Source organism: Pantoea eucrina (assembly GCF_001691555.1).
In the GTDB taxonomy this organism is placed as follows: Bacteria; Pseudomonadota; Gammaproteobacteria; order Enterobacterales; family Enterobacteriaceae; genus Pantoea; species Pantoea borealis.
Genome location: NZ_MAYN01000008.1, coordinates 908922 through 927268 on the forward strand (window position 1 = coordinate 908922; position 18347 = coordinate 927268).

Consider the following 18347-nt stretch of genomic DNA (forward strand, 5'->3'; position numbering starts at 1 on the left):
GGGGACGCATTAATGCGTCCCTGGGGTATTTATGCATCCCTGACAAACCCGCAATAAAAAAGGGCCCGCGGGGGGCCCTTTACTGTCATAACCTGACGTTTAACCGATGGTCATCAGGCTGGCGTTGCCGCCTGCCGCCGCGGTGTTGACGCTCAGCGACCGTTCAATCAGCAACCGCTCCAGCAGCAGATTGGTTTCCCCGCGGGCGAAGCCCTGGACGGAAACAATGGCGCCTTCGCGTGCAGCGATATCGGCACACAGCGTACGCAGCTGATCGGCATCACCGTGATAGATCACCGCATCGAACTCACCGGACAGGGCATCTTTTGCCAGCCGGATGCGCTGCTGTACGGCCGACGGCAGCGATTTCAGCAGGCCACGATGCAGCTCATCATCCTGCCACAGCGCCTGACTGCCCACGCTGGTAACCGCAGCCAGCTGGATCAGTGCATCCTGCTCATTATCGGCCAGACAGAGCACGCGTTCACGTGGCAGCAGGCTGAAGGTGTTGCGTTCGCCCGTCGGACCCGGCAGCAGACGCACCGTACCTGCCTGCGACAGCTCATCGTAACGCTGGCACAGCGCCTGCAGCGCTGGCTTATCCTGCGCCCAGCTTTGCAGCGCCTGGTGCGCGCCCATCAGCGTTGTGCGCACGCTGCTGTCGACCGGCTGCTCAGCATCCTGACGATCGAAGGTCAGGCGCAGCGCGCCATCCGGACGATTTGCCAGCAGGCGATAGAGATAGAGCGGACCACCCGCTTTCGGCCCGGTACCGGAGAGACCTTCGCCGCCAAACGGCTGCACGCCTACCACGGCGCCGACCATATTACGGTTCACATAGAGGTTGCCAACGTGCGCGTTCGCGGTGACCTGCGCGATGGTTTCATCAATACGCGTGTGTACGCCCAGCGTCAGACCGTAGCCGGTGGCGTTGATTTGCTCAATCAGCTGCGGCAGGCTGCTGCGTGAGAAGCGCACCACGTGAAGCACCGGTCCGAAGATCTCTTTATCGAGATCGCTGACCTGATCCAGCTCAATCAGCGTAGGCTTGATAAAGGTGCCGCTCTCCCACTCTTTACGATCCTGCGCATTTTCCTGCACCGCCTGATAAACGGTAAAGCCTTTGTTGCGCATCGCCTGGATATGGCGCTCGATACCTTCTTTCGCTTCCTGGTCAATAACCGGACCAATATCGGTTGAGAGACGCTCCGGGTTGCCCATGCGGCACTCCGCCATCGCACCGCGCAGCATTTTGATGGTGTGATCGGCGGCGTCTTCCTGGATACAGAGCAGACGCAGCGCCGAGCAGCGCTGACCCGCGCTGTCAAACGCCGAGGCAACGATATCCACCACTACCTGTTCGGTGAGGGCAGATGAGTCAACGATCATGGCATTCATGCCGCCGGTTTCGGCGATCAGCGGTGTCGGACGCCCCTGCGGATCGAGACGACCAGCAAGATTACGCTGCAGCAGGGTTGCCACGGCGGTGGAACCGGTGAACATCACGCCGCGTACGCGCTCATCGCCGGTGAGCTGTGCGCCCACGGTTTCACCCTGGCCAGGCAGCAGCTGCAGCACGCCGGCGGGCACGCCTGCATCCAGCAGGATCTGCACCGCCTGCGCCGCGATAAGTGGCGTCTGCTCGGCCGGTTTTGCCAGCACGCTGTTGCCGGCGGCGAGCGCGGCGGCAATCTGACCGGTAAAGATCGCCAGCGGGAAGTTCCACGGGCTGATACAGACTACCGGACCCAGCGGACGATGCGTTTCGTTGTCAAAATCATCGCGTACCATGCCAGCGTAGTAGTAGAGGAAGTCGACCGCTTCGCGCACTTCGGCGATGGCATTGTTGTAAGTTTTGCCCGCTTCGCGCACCAGCAGACCAATCAGCTGCTGCATCTGCGCTTCCATCGCCTGACCGGCGCGCTCGAGGATCGCTGCGCGCTCGGCTGGCGGGGTGGCAAACCAGATTGGTCCGGCGCTGACCGCCGCATCCAGCGCGGCAGAGACTTCCGTTTCAGTGGCTTCACGTACGCTGCCGACCACGTCAGCCGGCGCCGCCGGGTTCAGTACCGGCTGACTGACACCTGTTTCCGGGGTGCCCTCAATCATCGGCTGTGCCACCCATGGCTGGCTGGCGCTGTTCAGCAGGGCGCTGGAGAGTGAGGCGAGGCGATGTTCATTCGCAAGATCGAGACCCGCTGAGTTAGGACGCTTGTCGCCATAGAGATCGCGCGGCAGCGGGATTTTAGGATGTGGCAGACCCACGGCGCCTTCGGCCGCACCCATTTTTTCCACTGCCACTACCGGATCGGCAACCAGCTCATCTATCGGCAGGCTCTTATCGGCAATCCGGTTGACAAAGGAGGTGTTGGCGCCGTTTTCCAGCAGACGACGTACCAGGTAAGCCAGCAGCGTTTCGTGCGTGCCTACCGGCGCGTAAATACGGCAGGGACGGCTAAGTTTGCCATCGGCCACTTTACCCACAACCTGTTCATAGAGTGGCTCACCCATGCCGTGCAGGCACTGAAACTCATACTGACCCGGATAATAGTTATTGCCCGCCAGATGATAGATAGCGGCCAGCGTGTGGGCGTTGTGCGTGGCAAACTGTGGGTAGATCTGGCTTGGCACCGCCAGCAGCTTGCGTGCGCAGGCAAGATAGGAGATATCGGTATATACCTTACGCGTATAAACCGGATAGCCTTCAAGCCCTTCCATCTGCGCGCGCTTGATTTCGCTGTCCCAGTAAGCCCCTTTCACCAGACGGATCATCAGGCGGCGACGGCTGCGCTGTGCCAGATCGACCAGCGAGTCAATCAGCATCGGGCAGCGCTTCTGGTAAGCCTGAATCACGAAGCCGATCCCGTTCCAGCCCTCCAGCTCAGGTTCAAAACAGAGTTTTTCCAGCAGGTCCAGCGACAGCTCAAGACGATCGGCTTCTTCGGCATCGATATTGATCCCGATGTCATAGGAACGCGCCAGCAGCGTCAGCGATTTCAGGATCGGATAGAGCTCTTCCATGACGCGATCGTACTGAGCGCGGCTGTAGCGCGGATGCAGCGCAGAAAGTTTGATTGAAATGCCCGGGCCTTCATAGATGCCGCGTCCGTTGGAAGCTTTGCCGATCGCATGGATCGCCTGCTGGTAGGAGAGCAGATAGGCTTTGGCGTCGGCGGCGGTCAGGGCCGCTTCACCGAGCATATCGTAGGAGTAGCGGAAGCCTTTCTCTTCCAGCTTACGGGCGTTCGCCAGCGCTTCAGCAATGGTCTCGCCGGTAACGAACTGCTCGCCCATCAGGCGCATGGCCATATCCACGCCTTTGCGTACCAGCGGCTCACCGCTTTTACCGATAATGCGGTTCAGCGAGCGGGACATGCTCGCTTCGTTGTGCGTCGAAACCAGGCGTCCGGTAAACAGCAGGCCCCAGGTCGCGGCGTTAACAAACATGGATGAGCTGCGGCCCAGATGCGACTGCCAGTTACCGTTACTGATTTTGTCGCGGATCAGCGCATCGCGGGTAGGTTTATCCGGAATACGCAGCAGCGCTTCTGCCAGACACATCAGCGCCACGCCTTCCTGCGAAGAGAGGGAAAACTCCTGTAAGAGGCTTTGCACCATTCCGGCGCGTCCGGTTGCACCTTTTTGGTGCCGCAGCTTGTCAGCCAGGCTGTAAGCCAGCTGGTGGGTCTTCTCTGCCAGCGCGGCGGGCAGGCGTGCCTGTTCCAGCAGCATCGGCACCGCTTCTGTCTCCGGGCGACGCCACGCGGCAGTGATCGCGGAGCGGGTAACCGACTGTGGAAGAATGTGCTCAGCAAAGTCGAGGAACGGCTGCAGGCTCTCTTCAGGCAGGCTCTCTTCCACCGTAGTGTCGCTGGCCTGCAGCGGGATTTCCGGCAAGGTTTCGCCCGCTTCAAGCTGGGTTAAGTAGTTGAAAATAGCCTGTTTAATCAGCCAGTGAGATGTGCGATCAACTTTCTGTGCTGCCAGCTTAATGCGGTCGCGGGTGGCTTCATCCAGCTTCACCCCCATGGTCGTTGTTCCCATGAATTCCTCGTCTTAAAAAGTAAATCAACATCAGCGTGGGCTGCACTATCACCCAGGTTGCAACTTTGTGCAACCATGTTAAATGTGACTCAGGTAGCACGCTTTCAAACCGCTTATTTGTTAACAACAAAGAAACGGCACGTTTCTTGCTGCAAGAATCTCGCCAGAGTTGCAACCGGGGTCAGAAAACCGCGAAAAACCGCTTTTCTGGTGCAACCAAAAGTTTGAGCGGGCGCAACCTTTGAGCAAAGAAATGAGAAAGAGAGGTGAAACCCAGGTAACAGGTGTGTTAAATCCATTGTGCACATCGCACCTTTGCGGCAGGATACCGCGCCTTAAGAGAAATTCGCTTCTCTGGCGGCGGTAACGCGCAGTGGCCACCCCGTTCCGGTGCTGCCGCGCTGATTCGACTGCCGTGATTCAGACGGGTAAGTGATAAGTCGCGCCAGGGAGACGCCCGGCCAGAACTGTTCAGGCAGGGCGGGCAAACAATTTCTCTTAAGCAATTACATAATAAGTGGAGAGAGTATGAGTATAAGTACACCAATGCTGGTGACCTTTATTATCTATATCCTTGGGATGGTGTTGATAGGGTTTATCGCTTACCGGTCAACAAAAAACTTTGATGATTATATTCTGGGCGGCCGCAGCCTGGGCAGTTTTGTTACGGCGCTCTCAGCCGGTGCCTCCGATATGAGTGGCTGGCTGCTGATGGGCCTGCCTGGTGCCATCTTTCTGTCCGGCATCTCTGAAAGCTGGATCGCTATCGGCCTGACGATTGGCGCCTGGCTGAACTGGAAAATTGTGGCGGGTCGCCTGCGTGTGCAGACCGAGCATCACGATAACGCCCTGACGCTGCCTGACTTCTTTACCAGCCGCTTTGAAGACAAAAGCAAACTGCTGCGCGTGATCTCCGCGGTAGTTATCCTGATTTTCTTCACCATTTACTGCGCCTCGGGCGTGGTAGCCGGTGCGCGCCTGTTTGAAAGCACCTTTGGTATGGATTACCAGACTGCGCTCTGGGCGGGTGCTGCGGCCACCATTCTCTATACGCTGGTAGGCGGCTTTCTAGCGGTGAGCTGGACCGATACGGTACAGGCAACGCTGATGATCTTCGCACTGATCCTGACGCCGGTGATTGTAATTATCGCCGTAGGCGGTTTTGACGACTCACTGGCAGTGATCCGTGAGAAGAGCGTGGAAAACCTCGATATGCTGAAAGGACTCAATTTTGTCGCGGTGATTTCGCTGCTGGGCTGGGGGCTGGGCTACTTCGGGCAGCCGCATATTCTGGCACGCTTTATGGCGGCAGATTCCCATCGTTCCATCCGTACTGCCCGTCGCATCGGGATGGCGTGGATGATCTTCTGCCTGGCGGGCGCGGTGGCCGTGGGCTTCTTTGGTATTGCTTATTTCCAGAACAACCCGGCGCAGGCCGCAGGCGTTACGCAGAACGGAGAGCGTATCTTTATCGAGCTGACGCGTATTCTGTTTAATCCGTGGATCGCCGGTATTCTGCTGTCAGCCATTCTTGCGGCAGTGATGTCTACCCTGAGCTGCCAGCTGCTGGTCTGTTCAAGCGCATTAACGGAAGATCTCTATAAAGGCTTCCTGCGCAAAAATGCCAGTCAGAAAGAACTGGTATGGGTAGGACGCGCCATGGTGCTGCTGATTGCGCTGATCGCCATTGCACTGGCGTCTAACCCCGATAACCGGGTGCTGGGCCTGGTGAGCTATGCATGGGCTGGTTTTGGCGCGGCGTTTGGTCCGGTTGTGCTGTTTGGTGTCTGCTGGAAGCGCATGACGCGCAACGGCGCACTGGCGGGTATGGTGATTGGTGCGGCAACGGTACTGCTGTGGAAACAGTATGGTTATACCGAGCTGTATGAGATCATTCCGGGCTTCATTTTTGCCAGCATCGCCATCGTGGTCTTCAGCCTGGCAGGCAAAGCTCCTTCTGCCGCCGCACAGCAGCGTTTCGCCGCTGCGGAAGCAGAATACCAGGCAGATTAAGGTATTCGCGCGGTGCGTTCCGGCACCGTTATTACAGAGGAGGCACATCGCTGTGCCTCCTCTGCACGTCTGATACGTCAGGCAAAAAGATCTCAGCTGTTTTATCCGGACGCCCATTCCCCTGATTTCTCCCCACGCAGCAAAATAATTTCCCGCAGTGACTTGTTTTTTTCTCGGCGATAATGATAATCGATATCGTTCGCACTTTACGTTTTTTTACGACAGATTTACCCTGCTAAACACTTAAGAGGCAAACGATGTTTGTTCCGTTTCTCATTATGCTTCGTGAAGGTCTGGAAGCGGCGCTGATTGTCAGCCTGATCGCCAGCTACCTGAAGCGCACCGGGCGTACCCGATGGTTTCCGGCCATGTGGGGCGGGGTGATAGCCGCTATTGTTCTCTGCGCGGGGCTGGGTATGGCCATCAATGCCACCACCGGTGAGTTTCCGCAGAGGCAGCAGGAGCTGTTTGAAGGTGTGGTTGCGCTGATTGCGGTAGCGATGCTGACCACTATGGTGTTCTGGATGCGCAAAGTCGCACGCAGCATGCGCCTGACGCTGGAAAAATCCGTTGATCAGGCGCTGGAAAAGCGGGGCGGCAGCGGCCTGCCGCTGGTGATGATGGTGTTTCTCGCCGTGGCGCGCGAAGGACTGGAATCGGTGTTTTTTCTGCTGGCAGCCTTTACGCAGGATGTTGGCTACGCTCCGCCTGCGGGCGCGCTGCTCGGCCTGCTGACCGCAGCGCTGCTCGGTATGCTGATCTATTACGGCGGCGTCCGCCTTAATCTGGCGCACTTTTTCCGCTGGAGCAGCCTGTTTATTCTGTTTGTTGCCGCCGGACTTGCGGCCGGCGCAATCCGCGCTTTTCATGAGGCCGGATTATGGAACCACTTTCAGGCAACGGCGTTTGATATAAGCAACGTGCTCTCCACGCATTCCCTGGCCGGTACGCTGCTTGAAGGCCTGCTTGGCTATCAGGAGGCCCCCAGCGTCAGTGAAGTCGCAGCCTGGCTGATCTACCTGGTGCCGGCGCTGCTGCTGTTCTTTTTCCCGACGCCTCCTGCTCCGGCTGCTGCACGCAGCCTGCGCTGATTACCGATTGTCATAACCTGACTCTTTAACACGGATACCCTCATGAATACGCCTTTACGCACTACCGCTTCCTTCATCGCGCTGCTGCTTTCCGGTACTGCCGCCGCAGCGATCCCGCAGTTCACCGTCACCGTTACGGACAAACAGTGTGAGCCGATGACGCTGAACGTGCCGGCGGGTAAAAGTCAGTTCATTATTAAGAATCACAGTCAGAAAGCGCTGGAGTGGGAGATCCTGAAAGGGGTCATGGTGGTGGAAGAGCGGGAAAATATCGCGCCGGGCTTCACGCAAAAGCTGACGGCAAATCTGGAAGCGGGTGAGTATGAGATGACCTGCGGCCTGCTGAGCAATCCCAAAGGCAAACTAACGGTGACCGGATCGGGGCAGTCATCAGCCTCAGAGCAGAAAGAGCTGCTGCAGCTGGCTCAGCCTATCGCCGACTACAAAGCTTACGTTCTCAATGAAGTTAACGCGCTGGTCAGCAGTACCAAAGCGTTTACGGCAGCCATCAACGCAGGCGACGGGGACAAAGCCAGAGCGCTCTACGCACCGACCCGCGCCCACTACGAGCGTATTGAGCCTGTTGCCGAACTCTTCTCCGATCTGGATGGCACGATTGATGCCCGTGAAGATGATTTTGAGCAGAAAGCGGCGGATCCTGGATTCACCGGTTTCCACCGGCTGGAGAAACTGCTGTTTGCCGACCGCACAACGACCGGTGCCGCTCCTTTTGCCAGCCAGCTTAATGAGGATGTAAAAGCGCTGCAGGCGCGCATCAGCGCGCTGGCATTTTCGCCGGTTAAAGTTGTGGGGGGCGCAGCCGGTCTGATTGAAGAGGTCGCTTCGAGCAAAATCTCCGGAGAAGAAGATCGTTACAGCCGCACTGACCTCTCAGACTTCCGGGCAAACGTCGACGGCGCGCAGAAAATTGTCTCATTACTGCGCCCGCTGTTGCAGCAGCGTAATCCGCAGCTTCTGACGAAAATCGATACGAACTTCAGTAAAGTTGACGTCATACTGGATAAATACCGTACGGCGGACGGTTTTGCATCGTATGAGAAGCTGACGGTAGCCGATCGCAATGCGTTAAAAGCGCCGATTACCGTGCTGGCGGAAGATCTCTCCTTGCTGCGCGGCACGCTGGGCCTTGATTAACCATGACTAAACAGCATGATGCCATGCAGCCGGCGCGCCGTCGGTTACTGCAGGGGCTGGGTGTGTTGGGCGGTGCGGCTGTACTCGGGGGCAGCTGTCCGTTTCACGCTGGCGCAGCGGAACATTTTTCTCCGGGAACGGTTGCACCTGATGCGCGTCAGCAGGTGCAACCGTTTTACGGTGAGCATCAGGCGGGCATCCTGACGCCGCAGCAGGCCGCCATGATGCTGGTGGCATTTGACGTACTGGCCGGCAGTAAAGCGGAGCTGACGCGTTTACTGCGTCTGCTGACAGCAAGGTTTGCGTTTCTGACGCAGGGCGGGCTTGCGCCTGCAGTAACGAATCCGCAACTGCCGCCGGCTGATTCCGGCATTCTGGGTGCCACCATTGCGCCGGATAACCTGACGCTGACGCTATCCGTGGGCAGTTCACTGTTTGACGAACGCTTTGGACTGGGCGCGCATAAGCCGGCACAGCTGCAGACGATGACGCGCTTTCCTAATGATTCGCTCGACGCCAGCCAGTGTCACGGGGATCTACTGATTCAGATCTGCGCCAACAGTCAGGACACCGTGATCCACGCGCTGCGCGACATCATCAAACACACGCCCGACTTGCTGGCGGTACGCTGGCGGCGCGAAGGGTTTATTCCCGATCGTGCAGCGCGCAGTAACGGGCAGGAAACCCCGATTAACCTGCTGGGTTTCAAAGATGGCACGGCAAATCCGGATACGCAGAATGACGCGCTGATGAACCGCATGCTGTGGGTGACGGCCGATCAGCAGGAGCCTGCCTGGACATATGGTGGCAGCTATCAGGCGGTGCGGATTATTCGTTTCCGCGTTGAGCAATGGGATCGCACCCCGCTGGGTGAGCAGCAGACTATTTTTGGTCGTGAAAAGCTCAGTGGCGCGCCGCTCGGCAGACAGCATGAGCATGATGAGCCGGATTACGCCAGCGATCCGGATGGTGAGGTCATTGCGCTTGATGCCCATATCCGGCTTGCCAACCCGCGCACGCCGGAGACGGCTGACAGCCTGATGCTGCGACGCGGCTACAGCTACTCCGCAGGGATCACTGGCGCAGGGCAGCTTGATATGGGATTGCTGTTTATCTGCTATCAGCACGATCTCAGCAAAGGTTTTATCACGGTGCAGCAGCGGCTTAACGGTGAGGCGCTGGAAGAGTATGTGCGACCTGTCGGCGGGGGGTACTTTTTTGCGCTGCCGGGCGTGCCGGATAGCGCTCACTATCTTGGGCAGTCGTTAATCGAAGCCTGAACCCGGTTGCCGTTACCCGGCATCATGCTTTATAGCTCTCCGCCTCATGAAAGGATCCGTAAAGGATCCTTTTTGTTTTTATTTATTGCATTGATATTTATGTCTTTTTATCTTTTTTGGGTATCGACCGATCGCCACTAAAAATCTTAATTTGCATCGAAAAGTAAAAATAGTGTTGCAAATTTTCGGCGCTATGTTTCACTTTAATCATAAGCGTTGTCAGTTATGTGGCATCTGCCACTGGAGTTCGCGCATGAGGTGTTCCATTCCGGAACCAGCAGGTGTAACACAGCAAGCGCAGTTCTCTGCGGGGGAGACCCTCCTGTCAGCGTTTTACTTTCCATCCATCCACTATCTTCTTCAATCAGTCCGTGTTTATCCGGTGCGCTGCGGCGTTTCGGCGCTGTTGTACACCCCCGTTTGTCTATCAGTACGGCTACAAGGAAGCCAATGTAACCTCTAAAGCGTTCAAGTCATCGCCGCGGGTGATCCGTCGCGATTCATGAAACCAACTGTAAGGTGCCACTATGGGAAGACAGAAAGCAGTGATCAAAGCGCGTCGTGAAGCTCGTCGTGTGCTTCGTAATGACTCCCGGAGTCATCGTCAGCGCGAAGAAGAATCGGTCACTTCGCTGGTGCAGATGGGCGGGTTAGATGCTATTGGCATGGCGCGCGATGTGCGCGACCGGGCACCCATTGCAGCCCGAAATGAAGCTCAGGCGCACTATCTTAACGCCATAGAAACGAAACAGCTGATATTTGCAACCGGTGAAGCGGGTTGCGGTAAAACCTGGATTAGCGCAGCAAAAGCAGCTGAGGCCCTGATCAATAAGGATATCGAAAGGATTATCGTGACGCGCCCGGTACTGCAGGCGGATGAAGATCTCGGTTTCCTGCCCGGAGACATTTCCGAGAAATTTGCCCCCTATTTTCGTCCGGTTTATGACGTTCTGGTTAAACGTCTCGGCGCTTCCTTTATGCAGTACTGCCTGCGGCCTGAGATCGCCAAGGTAGAGATTGCGCCCTTCGCCTATATGCGTGGACGTACTTTTGAGAATGCAGTGGTTATCCTCGACGAGGCACAGAACGTCACCGCTGCGCAGATGAAGATGTTTCTGACCCGCCTGGGAGAAAATGTCACGGTTATCGTTAACGGTGATATTACCCAGTGCGATCTGCCCGCCAGCGTTCAGTCCGGTCTTGCCGATGCGCTGGCGCGTTTTGAAGAAGATGAGATGGTTGGCGTGGTGCGTTTTGCGAAAGAGGACTGTGTTCGCTCAGCCCTCTGCCAGCGCACACTGCACGCCTACGGCTGACAGAGTAGCATTCAGTCGACAAACCCGGCTCCGGCCGGGTTTTTTTCTGACTGACACTGGCCGTACAGCGTCTGCCGGTATTTCAGAGTGATGATAGTTGCAGCAGTTCGCTAACGCGGTAAGATTGATGTTTTTTCAGGGAGCACAACCAGTGAAAAACGTCGTCCTGAGTATGCTGGCTAAAATATCGCACATTGATGCGGACATGAAACAGCTGACCGCCCGTGTGGAAGCTCAGTCGCTGCTGATCAGCGCGCTGGTACTGGCCGTCAGCAGGCAGGGTGGAGTAACAGAAATGATTGACGCCGCAAACAAAGCGATCAATACGGTTATCGACTCCGCTGAAAGTGATGACGTGCTGAGGTCTGACGCTGCTATTCTGCTGAGCGAACTGCAGAATCTGCTGACTATCTCGCAGGCAGTGGATAAGGCCGACGGTGAGATTAATCATGAAGGGCTGAGCGAACTGACCGGCGTAGCCGTCGCGGAACCCGCTTTACCCGCCAAAAAGTAAGGTGGTCAGACGGTAAATAAAAAAGCCTGAACGCGCGTTCAGGCTTTTTTATTTGCTGTGCCCGGTATTAGCTTACCTCTGGCGGGGAGTTTCCTTTGCGACTCAGTCATTAGCAACATGCTCCTGTTCTTGATTATCTCTTTGAATAATAAATATTTTCCCACCCCTGCCTGTTTGAGCTGAAGATTAGCTGCGAAGGTAAATTAATAAAAAGGCCCGATAAACCGACATTCTGATCGCCTGAGTGGTACGGTGGTCTGGAATCAAAAGTGGAGGTTTATGACAAATGATAATAACGACAGAGTGGAATTTATAGCTAATGCCATTTTGAAAGCAGTACGCGAACTCATTGACACCGGGAACGAAATTACCATTGAAGCATTGCTGGCCAGGCTTGAGGTTTACCGGCAGGCAACCCATGATGACTTTATGAAAGAGATATACCGTGATGCCATTGTGATTATCCGGAAGGGCAGGATTTGATCCGCCACATCTGGCCTATGCTGTTTTTACTGCGGATCTGAAGGGCGTTATCCTGTAAAAAAACGCAGGCTTAATCTGCTTTATTAAGCATGCATCACAAGGTTATGGCGTGCGGCGCTTTACGGATTAGCTAAGCGCCGCTTCCGGCTATTCGCCGGTGATCCGCTGCTTCATTTCGCGCTGATGCTTGTGGTAATCCTCTCCACACTCTGAAGAGCAGAATGCAGTATCAGCAACAATCGCTTCATCTCTGCACCAGATACACTTGCCTGTTGTGCTCACCAGGCGCGGCTGGCGGGCAAATAATGCGCTCTCAAGATGAGCCGCTTCTCGTTCCTGTGCCAGATCTACATCATCCATAATTTTTTCCTTAATAAATCAAACGTTTCTTTGGGCGATAACGCCCTGACTGCTTTGGTAATGATACAAAGAGTGTCATCGTAAAAAGGGAGTTTTCAACAGGGCTGATGGAAAGGGGTCGCTGGCACCCCATCCGCATTATCCCTGCTGAATGTTGCTGCCGGATCAGTTTAGCAGACCTGAAGAAGAACTGCGGCCTGAGTCTGCTGAGGGTGGTCAGGTCTGTGCTGAGGTCCGTCCGGATATTTCCAAAAAGATCTCTGTAAGACTGAAAAAAGGTCGAGTATTACAGGCTCTGGTGACCAGTGTTGCCCGTCGAACCTGGTCGGGGGGTTCGAATACCCCCCTCACGATGCCATATGCAAAAAAAAAGAGCCTGAACATAAGTTCAGGCTCTTCTTCAAATTTGTGGCGGTGAGAGGGGGATTGATTCGCTTTGCTCACCCTGCGGGCAGCGTCGCAGGCTCCGCTGTCCGGTGAACAGTGTTCACCGTCGAACCCGGCCGGGGGTTCTCATACCCCTCTCACGATGCAATATGCAAAAAAAAAGCCTGAACATAAGTTCAGGCTCTTCTTCAAATTTGTGGCGGTGAGAGGGGGATTCGAACCCCCGATACGTTGCCGTATACACACTTTCCAGGCGTGCTCCTTCAGCCACTCGGACACCTCACCACATATTTTTTCGCTAACCGCGCTGGGTCAACGGGGCGCTACTATAGGGAGTTAGCTGAAAAGGGTCAAGTGCTATTTTCTCCTTTTTTTCTATCTGCTTAAGCTCTGCACAGATTGTCTTAACCCTGTTCACTTTGCTGTGATTGTCACTGAAACGTTGCGTGTCTGACACAAAAATGTCATCCCGCTGACGCAGACTTGGCAGCGAAAATAAACGGGTTGTCTCACTGATAAGGATGCTGAAGAATGAAACACTTACCTCTGCTGACGGTTTCACTGCTGGCTACGCTTACCGCCACCGCTGCGGTGGCAGACGTTACAACATACAATAGAGCAGCCACCGGCGATCTGACGCAGCACGGTGGCGCACGTCGGCTGAGCAGCGATCAGACTGAGGCGCTGAAGGCCTCGCTAAGTAATAAAACGGCAAAAAATGTCATTTTGCTGATCGGCGATGGTATGGGTGACTCTGAGATCACCGCTGCGCGTAATCTGGCGATGGGCGCGGGCGGCTTTTTTGCCGGTATTGATGCGCTACCGCTTACCGGACAGTACACGCACTATTCGCTGGATAAAAAAACGCACAAACCGGGCTACGTCACTGACTCTGCCGCTTCCGCCACCGCATGGGCGACAGGCACCAAGTCGTACAACGGAGCTATTGGTGTCGACGTCAATGGTCAGGATCAAACCACGCTGCTTGAGCTGGCCAAAGCGGCCGGCAAAGCCACCGGGAATGTCTCTACCGCCGAACTGCAGGATGCAACGCCGGCGGCACTGATGGCACATGTCACCTCGCGCAAATGCTACGGTCCTGAGAAAACCAGTGAACTCTGCCCGACTAACGCATTAGAGCAGGGTGGCAAAGGCTCGATTACCGAGCAGATGCTGCTGACCCGTCCGGATGTGTTATTGGGCGGCGGTGCAAAAAGCTTTAATGAGGTCGCGAAAGCTGGCGACTATAAAGGTAAAACGCTGTATGAACAGGCGCAGGCGCGCGGCTATCAGCTGGCAGAAAATCTCGACGCGCTGAACGCGGTACAGCAGGCGACTCAGCAGCAGCCGCTGCTGGGACTGTTTGCGCCGGGCAATATGCCGGTGCGCTGGCAGGGTCCCAAAGCCAGTTATCATGGCAATATTGATAAACCGGTCGTGACCTGTGAGGTTAATCAGGATCGGCCGGCATCGGTGCCGACGCTGGCGCAGATGACGACAAAAGCGATCGACCTGCTCAGTAAAAATGAGAAAGGGTTCTTCCTGCAGGTCGAGGGCGCTTCAATCGATAAACAGGATCACGCGGCTAACCCGTGCGGCCAGATTGGCGAAACGGTCGATCTCGACGAAGCGGTACAGGTGGCGCTGGCTTATGCCCGCGAACATGGCGATACGCTGGTGGTGGTCACCGCCGACCACGCGCACAGCAGTCAGATTGTTGAGAATGGCACCAAAGCGCCGGGCCTGACCCAGGCGCTGAACACGAAAGATGGTGCGGTAATGACCATCAGCTACGGCAACTCGGAAGAGGATTCGCAGGAACATACCGGTGCGCAGCTGCGCATTGCTGCTTACGGACCGCATGCGGCAAACGTGGTGGGGCTGACCGACCAGACCGATCTGTTCTTCACGCTAAAAAATGCGATGGCGCTTAAATAAGCGGATAGCAGACAGAAAAAAATCCACGCTGCGGCGTGGATTTTTGTTATGACCGGGTGATGGGTTACGCCAGCACTTTGCTGAGAAACGCCTGAGTACGCGGATTTTGCGGCCGGGTGAACAGCACATCCGGCGTGTCCAGCTCCTGAATGATCCCCTGATCCATAAACATCACCCGATCCGCCACTTCGCGCGCAAAGCCCATTTCATGCGTAACAATCACCATGGTCATGCCTTCCTGCGCCAGCATTTTCATGACGCTCAGCACCTCACCGACCAGTTCGGGATCAAGCGCGGAGGTAGGCTCATCAAACAGCATGATGTCGGGCTCCATCGCCAGCGCCCGGGCAATGGCGACGCGCTGCTGCTGGCCGCCGGAGAGGCTGTTTGGCCAGGCATTGATCTTATCAGTCAGGCCCACTTTTTCCAGCAGCGCTTTAGCCTGCTCAGTGGCCTGCTGGCGCGACAGTTTGCGCACCTCCATCGGTGCCATAATCAGGTTTTCCAGCACGGTCATATGCGGAAAGAGATTAAAGCGCTGAAACACCATACCCACATGTTCACGCAGCGTATTGATGCGGGTTTTGGGATCCTGCACCTCAAACCCGTTCACCACCACGCGACCGCCATCGATGCTTTCGAGTCCGTTCAGGCAGCGCAGGAACGTGCTCTTGCCAGAGCCGGACGGACCGATCACGCACAGCACCTCCTGCGCCGGAATGTCACAGCTGATGCCGTTCAGCACCTGGTTTTCACCAAAGTTTTTCTGCAAGTTTTCAACGTGGATCACTTTTGCCAAACCTCTTTTCCATGTAACGAACCAGCAGCGACAGCAGGAAGGTAAATACCCAGTACACCAGTGAAATCACCAGATAGGGTTCCCAGTAAGTCGCGTAAGCGCCTGAAACCGTACGGGCAGCATATGCCAGATCGGCAAGACCAATCGCTGACGCCAGCGACGAATCTTTTACGATAGCAATCGCATTATTGCCGAGCGGCGGGAGCATACGGCGAAACGCCTGCGGCAAAATCACTCTGCGCATGGTGCGGCCATAGGGCATGCCAAGCGAACGCGAGGCTTCCATCTGACCGCGATCGATCGACTGGATCCCGGCGCGGAAGATTTCCGATACGTAAGCGCCCGCATTCAGGGTGATTGCCACTACGCAGGAAAGGAAAGCGCCATAGTTAGCGCGCAGCTCGCGGGCAAATTCTGCCGGCATAATACCGTTTGCCACCAGTATGCCATCGCGTGGATTGATAAACAGCGGGATCAGCGCGAAGTGCACCACCATAATCTGCACGAACAGCGGCGTGCCGCGGAAAGCGCTGATGTAGATGCGTACCGGCCACTGAATGCCGTAATGCAGTAGATATTTCCACGGGCCATGCGGCGCCGACGCCAGACGCCCTAAGCCGAGCGTCAGGCCCCACAGGGTGCCTGTGATCACACAAATGAGGGTACATTTGAGGGTCATCATCGCGCCGTCGATAAACAGCGGCATATATTCCTGGATGATTTCCCAGCGGAAGCCTGTCATAAAAACGTCCTTATTGTGCCGCGCGAGCGCGCGGCGACGGGAGATTACTGAGCGGGAAGAGCAGGAACGTTGCTGTCGAACCAGGTCGCGTAAATTTTCGCATAGGTGCCGTCGGCAATGATTTTCTGCAGGCCGGCGTTGATCTTGCTGCGTAATTCATCGTTGCCTTTCGCTACCGCGATACCAAAATACTGGCGCTCAAACTTATTGTCAGAAACCAGTTTAAACTGCTTTTCCGGATGCGTTTTAATGTAGTATTTCACCACGCCAACATCGCCTACGGCCGCGCCGATGCCATCTTCATACAGCTCCTGCAGCATCAGCGGCGTATTATCAAAACGCTTAATTGCCGTGCTGTTTTTGCCCAGCACATCAGACACCACGATGTCGCCGGTGCTGGAGTTCACCACGCCGACATTCAGATTTTTCAGCGACGCCAGAGAGGCTACGTTAGCGTTTTCCGGCACCACAATAGCCTGTTCAGCCGGGAAGTAGGGCGCGGAGAAATCGACCATCTGCTTGCGCTTGTCGGTAATGGTAATGCCGGAGATGATGATGTCGCGGTCGCCCGAATTCAGGGTGGCAAAGATGCCTTCCCACGGGGTATTAACCAGTTTGATATCAAAATTTTCCGCTTTGGCGACGGCTTTGATGATATCGATATCAAATCCTTCCAGCTGCTTCTGCGCGTTTTCAAATTCGAACGGACGGTAAGTGCCGCCAGAGCCGACAACATAGGTGACGGCCTGCGCCGCCGTGGCTGACAGCGCCAGCACTAAGCCCAGCAGGGCTGAACGGATAAACATTATGATTCTCCTGGAGAAGGGACAAGGTGTGCAATTTATGCAAAATTAATGCATAAAAATACACACCGGTGCATGCTCTGGCAAGCGGAATAGTCAGCGCTGAGGACAATATTCACCAAAGCGTGAATTGAGTCGCCCGCCTGTTGCGGCGCAGCGGGTAAGGGAGGAGGGCGGCACAATATGCCGCAGGTTACGCGTTGCGCAGCGGCGCGCAGATAATGCGCATGGCAAAAGCGCTGACGAGAGGAAACAGCGCCAGCAGCAGCCACGGCAGCCGGGCCGCCTCTGACGGCACGCGCGCCTGTTCAAGCATGCCTCCCAGCAGGATATTACCCATTAACACCGCCACGCCACCCGCAGTGGCCAGGGCACCATAGTGCGCGCCCAGCGATGACGGATCTGCAAACCGTGGCACCAGATCTTTCGCGGCCGGCACCAGCAGCATCTGCCCGAGCGTCAGCAGCGTGACAAAAGCCGCTGCGGGCAGCAGGCGCATCCAGCCCGCGCCAGGTGCGGCATCAGCATACAGCGCCACGCTGAGGAATGCCCCGGCAATCAGCGCAAAGCCGCACGGGACGATCCGCGCTGCGCCGGTGCGGCGGGCGAAACGCGCCAGCGGCAGCTGCAGCGTGATGATCAGCAGTGAAGCAAGCATAAACAGCGGTGCGAGATCGCTCTCCTGGCCGCCGGCACGCTGGATCTCCACCGGCAGCGCCAGGTAGAGCTGGTTATAGCTCAGCAGCCAGCTGCTGTAAGCAATGATAAACGCCACAAAACGCGGCTGGTGAAAGGTACGCCACCACGGTACGACCTGCAGCGTAGTGCGGCGTGCGGGCGCAGCGGGCAGGGTGAAAAACAGCACGATCATCGCCAGCATAAAGACCGCTGCGCCTGCAAAGGCGATCTGGCGAAAGCCGTAACCGGTCAGCAGCGCACCCGCCGCCGGACCGATAACGGCACCAAGCTCGCCGCAGACGGCAAACAGGGCAAACCACTCAGCGCGGCTGCGTTTTCCTTCTGCTTCACTTTGCGTACCCGCTTTCGCCAGCAGCGCTTCAATGGAGGGCGAGAAGAGCGCGCCGCCGATGCCGGTCAGGCAGGCGCCGGCGATAACCGGGGCTACTGAGTCGCCGCACGCCAGCAGCAGATAGCCGCTGATGCGTACCATGCAGCCCGCCAGCACCACGCGCCGGGCGCCAAAGCGATCGGAGAGTGCGCCACCGAGCAGAAACATACCCTGCTGACAGAAAGTACGCAGCCCCAGAATCAGCCCGACCAGCGTGCCGGAGAGCGCCAGATCGTCGCGCAAAAAAATGGCCAGGAAAGGCACCACGGCGTAAAAGCCAAGGTTAAAAACAAACTGACAGCCCGGCAGCAGGGGCAGCCAGAGCCGCTTAACGGGGCGGGGCGCAGGCATGC

At 56.4% G+C, this 18347-nt stretch carries 14 protein-coding genes and 1 tRNA gene; 8 read left to right on the forward strand and 7 right to left on the reverse strand.

Features of this window, described 5'->3' with window-relative positions; genetic code table 11:
* Positions 1 to 99: 99 nt before the first annotated feature.
* Positions 100 to 4044, reverse strand: coding sequence for a trifunctional transcriptional regulator/proline dehydrogenase/L-glutamate gamma-semialdehyde dehydrogenase (gene putA, locus BBA90_RS10345; protein ID WP_065649055.1), 3945 nt, complete (start codon positions 4042 to 4044; stop codon positions 100 to 102).
* Between the two features lie 528 nt (positions 4045 to 4572).
* On the opposite strand from putA, the gene putP reads away from it, so the two are divergent.
* The 7 genes from putP (at position 4573) to BBA90_RS10380 (ending at position 11896) form a co-directional block, all read left to right on the forward strand.
* Positions 4573 to 6057 carry a sodium/proline symporter PutP gene (gene putP, locus BBA90_RS10350; protein WP_065649056.1) on the forward strand — a complete coding sequence of 495 codons (1485 nt, stop codon included), beginning with the start codon at positions 4573 to 4575 and terminating at the stop codon, positions 6055 to 6057.
* A gap of 257 nt (positions 6058 to 6314) precedes the next feature.
* A complete protein-coding gene (gene efeU / locus BBA90_RS10355) occupies positions 6315 to 7148 on the forward strand; it encodes an iron uptake transporter permease EfeU (RefSeq protein ID WP_065649057.1) in 834 nt (277 codons plus the stop codon).
* Positions 7149 to 7190: 42 nt separating this feature from the next.
* Positions 7191 to 8303 (forward strand): iron uptake system protein EfeO, encoded by a 1113-nt coding sequence (gene efeO / locus BBA90_RS10360; RefSeq protein WP_065649058.1) that lies wholly within the window; start codon positions 7191 to 7193, stop codon positions 8301 to 8303.
* A gap of 2 nt (positions 8304 to 8305) precedes the next feature.
* Positions 8306 to 9583: an iron uptake transporter deferrochelatase/peroxidase subunit gene (efeB, locus tag BBA90_RS10365; protein ID WP_065649059.1), complete on the forward strand. Its 1278-nt coding sequence runs from the start codon at positions 8306 to 8308 to the stop codon at positions 9581 to 9583.
* A gap of 527 nt (positions 9584 to 10110) precedes the next feature.
* Complete coding sequence (gene phoH, locus BBA90_RS10370) at positions 10111 to 10899, forward strand: phosphate starvation-inducible protein PhoH (protein ID WP_065649060.1); 789 nt, start codon at positions 10111 to 10113, stop codon at positions 10897 to 10899.
* A gap of 151 nt (positions 10900 to 11050) precedes the next feature.
* Entirely contained in the window at positions 11051 to 11413 is a 363-nt protein-coding gene (gene iraP, locus BBA90_RS10375) for an anti-adapter protein IraP (RefSeq protein WP_065650453.1), read from the forward strand.
* A gap of 279 nt (positions 11414 to 11692) precedes the next feature.
* Complete coding sequence (locus BBA90_RS10380) at positions 11693 to 11896, forward strand: hypothetical protein (protein ID WP_065649061.1); 204 nt, start codon at positions 11693 to 11695, stop codon at positions 11894 to 11896.
* A 147-nt stretch (positions 11897 to 12043) separates the two neighbouring features.
* On the opposite strand, the gene BBA90_RS10385 is transcribed toward BBA90_RS10380, so the two are convergent.
* Complete coding sequence (locus BBA90_RS10385) at positions 12044 to 12256, reverse strand: DUF2116 family Zn-ribbon domain-containing protein (RefSeq protein WP_065649062.1); 213 nt, start codon at positions 12254 to 12256, stop codon at positions 12044 to 12046.
* Positions 12257 to 12840: 584 nt separating this feature from the next.
* Positions 12841 to 12928, reverse strand: a tRNA-Ser gene (locus BBA90_RS10390).
* 246 nt (positions 12929 to 13174) lie between these two features.
* Here BBA90_RS10390 and phoA point away from each other — a divergent pair.
* A complete protein-coding gene (phoA, locus tag BBA90_RS10395) occupies positions 13175 to 14581 on the forward strand; it encodes an alkaline phosphatase (RefSeq protein ID WP_065649063.1) in 1407 nt (468 codons plus the stop codon).
* A 64-nt stretch (positions 14582 to 14645) separates the two neighbouring features.
* Here the strand turns inward: phoA and BBA90_RS10400 are convergent, their stop codons facing one another.
* The 4 genes from BBA90_RS10400 to BBA90_RS10415 all read right to left on the reverse strand — a co-directional run bounded on the left by BBA90_RS10400 (position 14646) and on the right by BBA90_RS10415 (position 18345).
* On the reverse strand, positions 14646 to 15371 hold the full coding sequence (locus tag BBA90_RS10400; protein ID WP_065650454.1) for an amino acid ABC transporter ATP-binding protein: 726 nt from the start codon (positions 15369 to 15371) through the stop codon (positions 14646 to 14648).
* Positions 15358 to 16122: an amino acid ABC transporter permease gene (locus tag BBA90_RS10405; RefSeq protein ID WP_065649064.1), complete on the reverse strand. Its 765-nt coding sequence runs from the start codon at positions 16120 to 16122 to the stop codon at positions 15358 to 15360. Before BBA90_RS10405 ends, BBA90_RS10400 begins: the two co-directional genes overlap by 14 nt.
* 44 nt (positions 16123 to 16166) lie before the next feature.
* Positions 16167 to 16928, reverse strand: coding sequence for a basic amino acid ABC transporter substrate-binding protein (locus BBA90_RS10410; RefSeq protein ID WP_065649065.1), 762 nt, complete (start codon positions 16926 to 16928; stop codon positions 16167 to 16169).
* 190 nt (positions 16929 to 17118) lie between these two features.
* Positions 17119 to 18345 carry an MDR family MFS transporter gene (locus BBA90_RS10415; protein ID WP_065649066.1) on the reverse strand — a complete coding sequence of 409 codons (1227 nt, stop codon included), beginning with the start codon at positions 18343 to 18345 and terminating at the stop codon, positions 17119 to 17121.
* Between the last annotated feature and the right edge of the window lie 2 nt (positions 18346 to 18347).

Bases quoted from the DNA above. Each gene is read 5' to 3' on its own strand.
- putA (WP_065649055.1), bottom strand. From the start codon at position 4,044: ATGGGAACAACGACCATGGGGGTGAAGCTGGATGAAGCCACCCGCGAC.
- putP (WP_065649056.1), top strand. From the start codon at position 4,573: ATGAGTATAAGTACACCAATGCTGGTGACCTTTATTATCTATATCCTT.
- efeU (WP_065649057.1), top strand. From the start codon at position 6,315: ATGTTTGTTCCGTTTCTCATTATGCTTCGTGAAGGTCTGGAAGCGGCG.
- efeO (WP_065649058.1), top strand. From the start codon at position 7,191: ATGAATACGCCTTTACGCACTACCGCTTCCTTCATCGCGCTGCTGCTT.
- efeB (WP_065649059.1), top strand. From the start codon at position 8,306: ATGACTAAACAGCATGATGCCATGCAGCCGGCGCGCCGTCGGTTACTG.
- phoH (WP_065649060.1), top strand. From the start codon at position 10,111: ATGGGAAGACAGAAAGCAGTGATCAAAGCGCGTCGTGAAGCTCGTCGT.
- BBA90_RS10380 (WP_065649061.1), top strand. From the start codon at position 11,693: ATGACAAATGATAATAACGACAGAGTGGAATTTATAGCTAATGCCATT.
- BBA90_RS10385 (WP_065649062.1), bottom strand. From the start codon at position 12,256: ATGGATGATGTAGATCTGGCACAGGAACGAGAAGCGGCTCATCTTGAG.
- phoA (WP_065649063.1), top strand. From the start codon at position 13,175: ATGAAACACTTACCTCTGCTGACGGTTTCACTGCTGGCTACGCTTACC.
- BBA90_RS10405 (WP_065649064.1), bottom strand. From the start codon at position 16,122: ATGACAGGCTTCCGCTGGGAAATCATCCAGGAATATATGCCGCTGTTT.
- BBA90_RS10410 (WP_065649065.1), bottom strand. From the start codon at position 16,928: ATGTTTATCCGTTCAGCCCTGCTGGGCTTAGTGCTGGCGCTGTCAGCC.
- BBA90_RS10415 (WP_065649066.1), bottom strand. From the start codon at position 18,345: ATGCCTGCGCCCCGCCCCGTTAAGCGGCTCTGGCTGCCCCTGCTGCCG.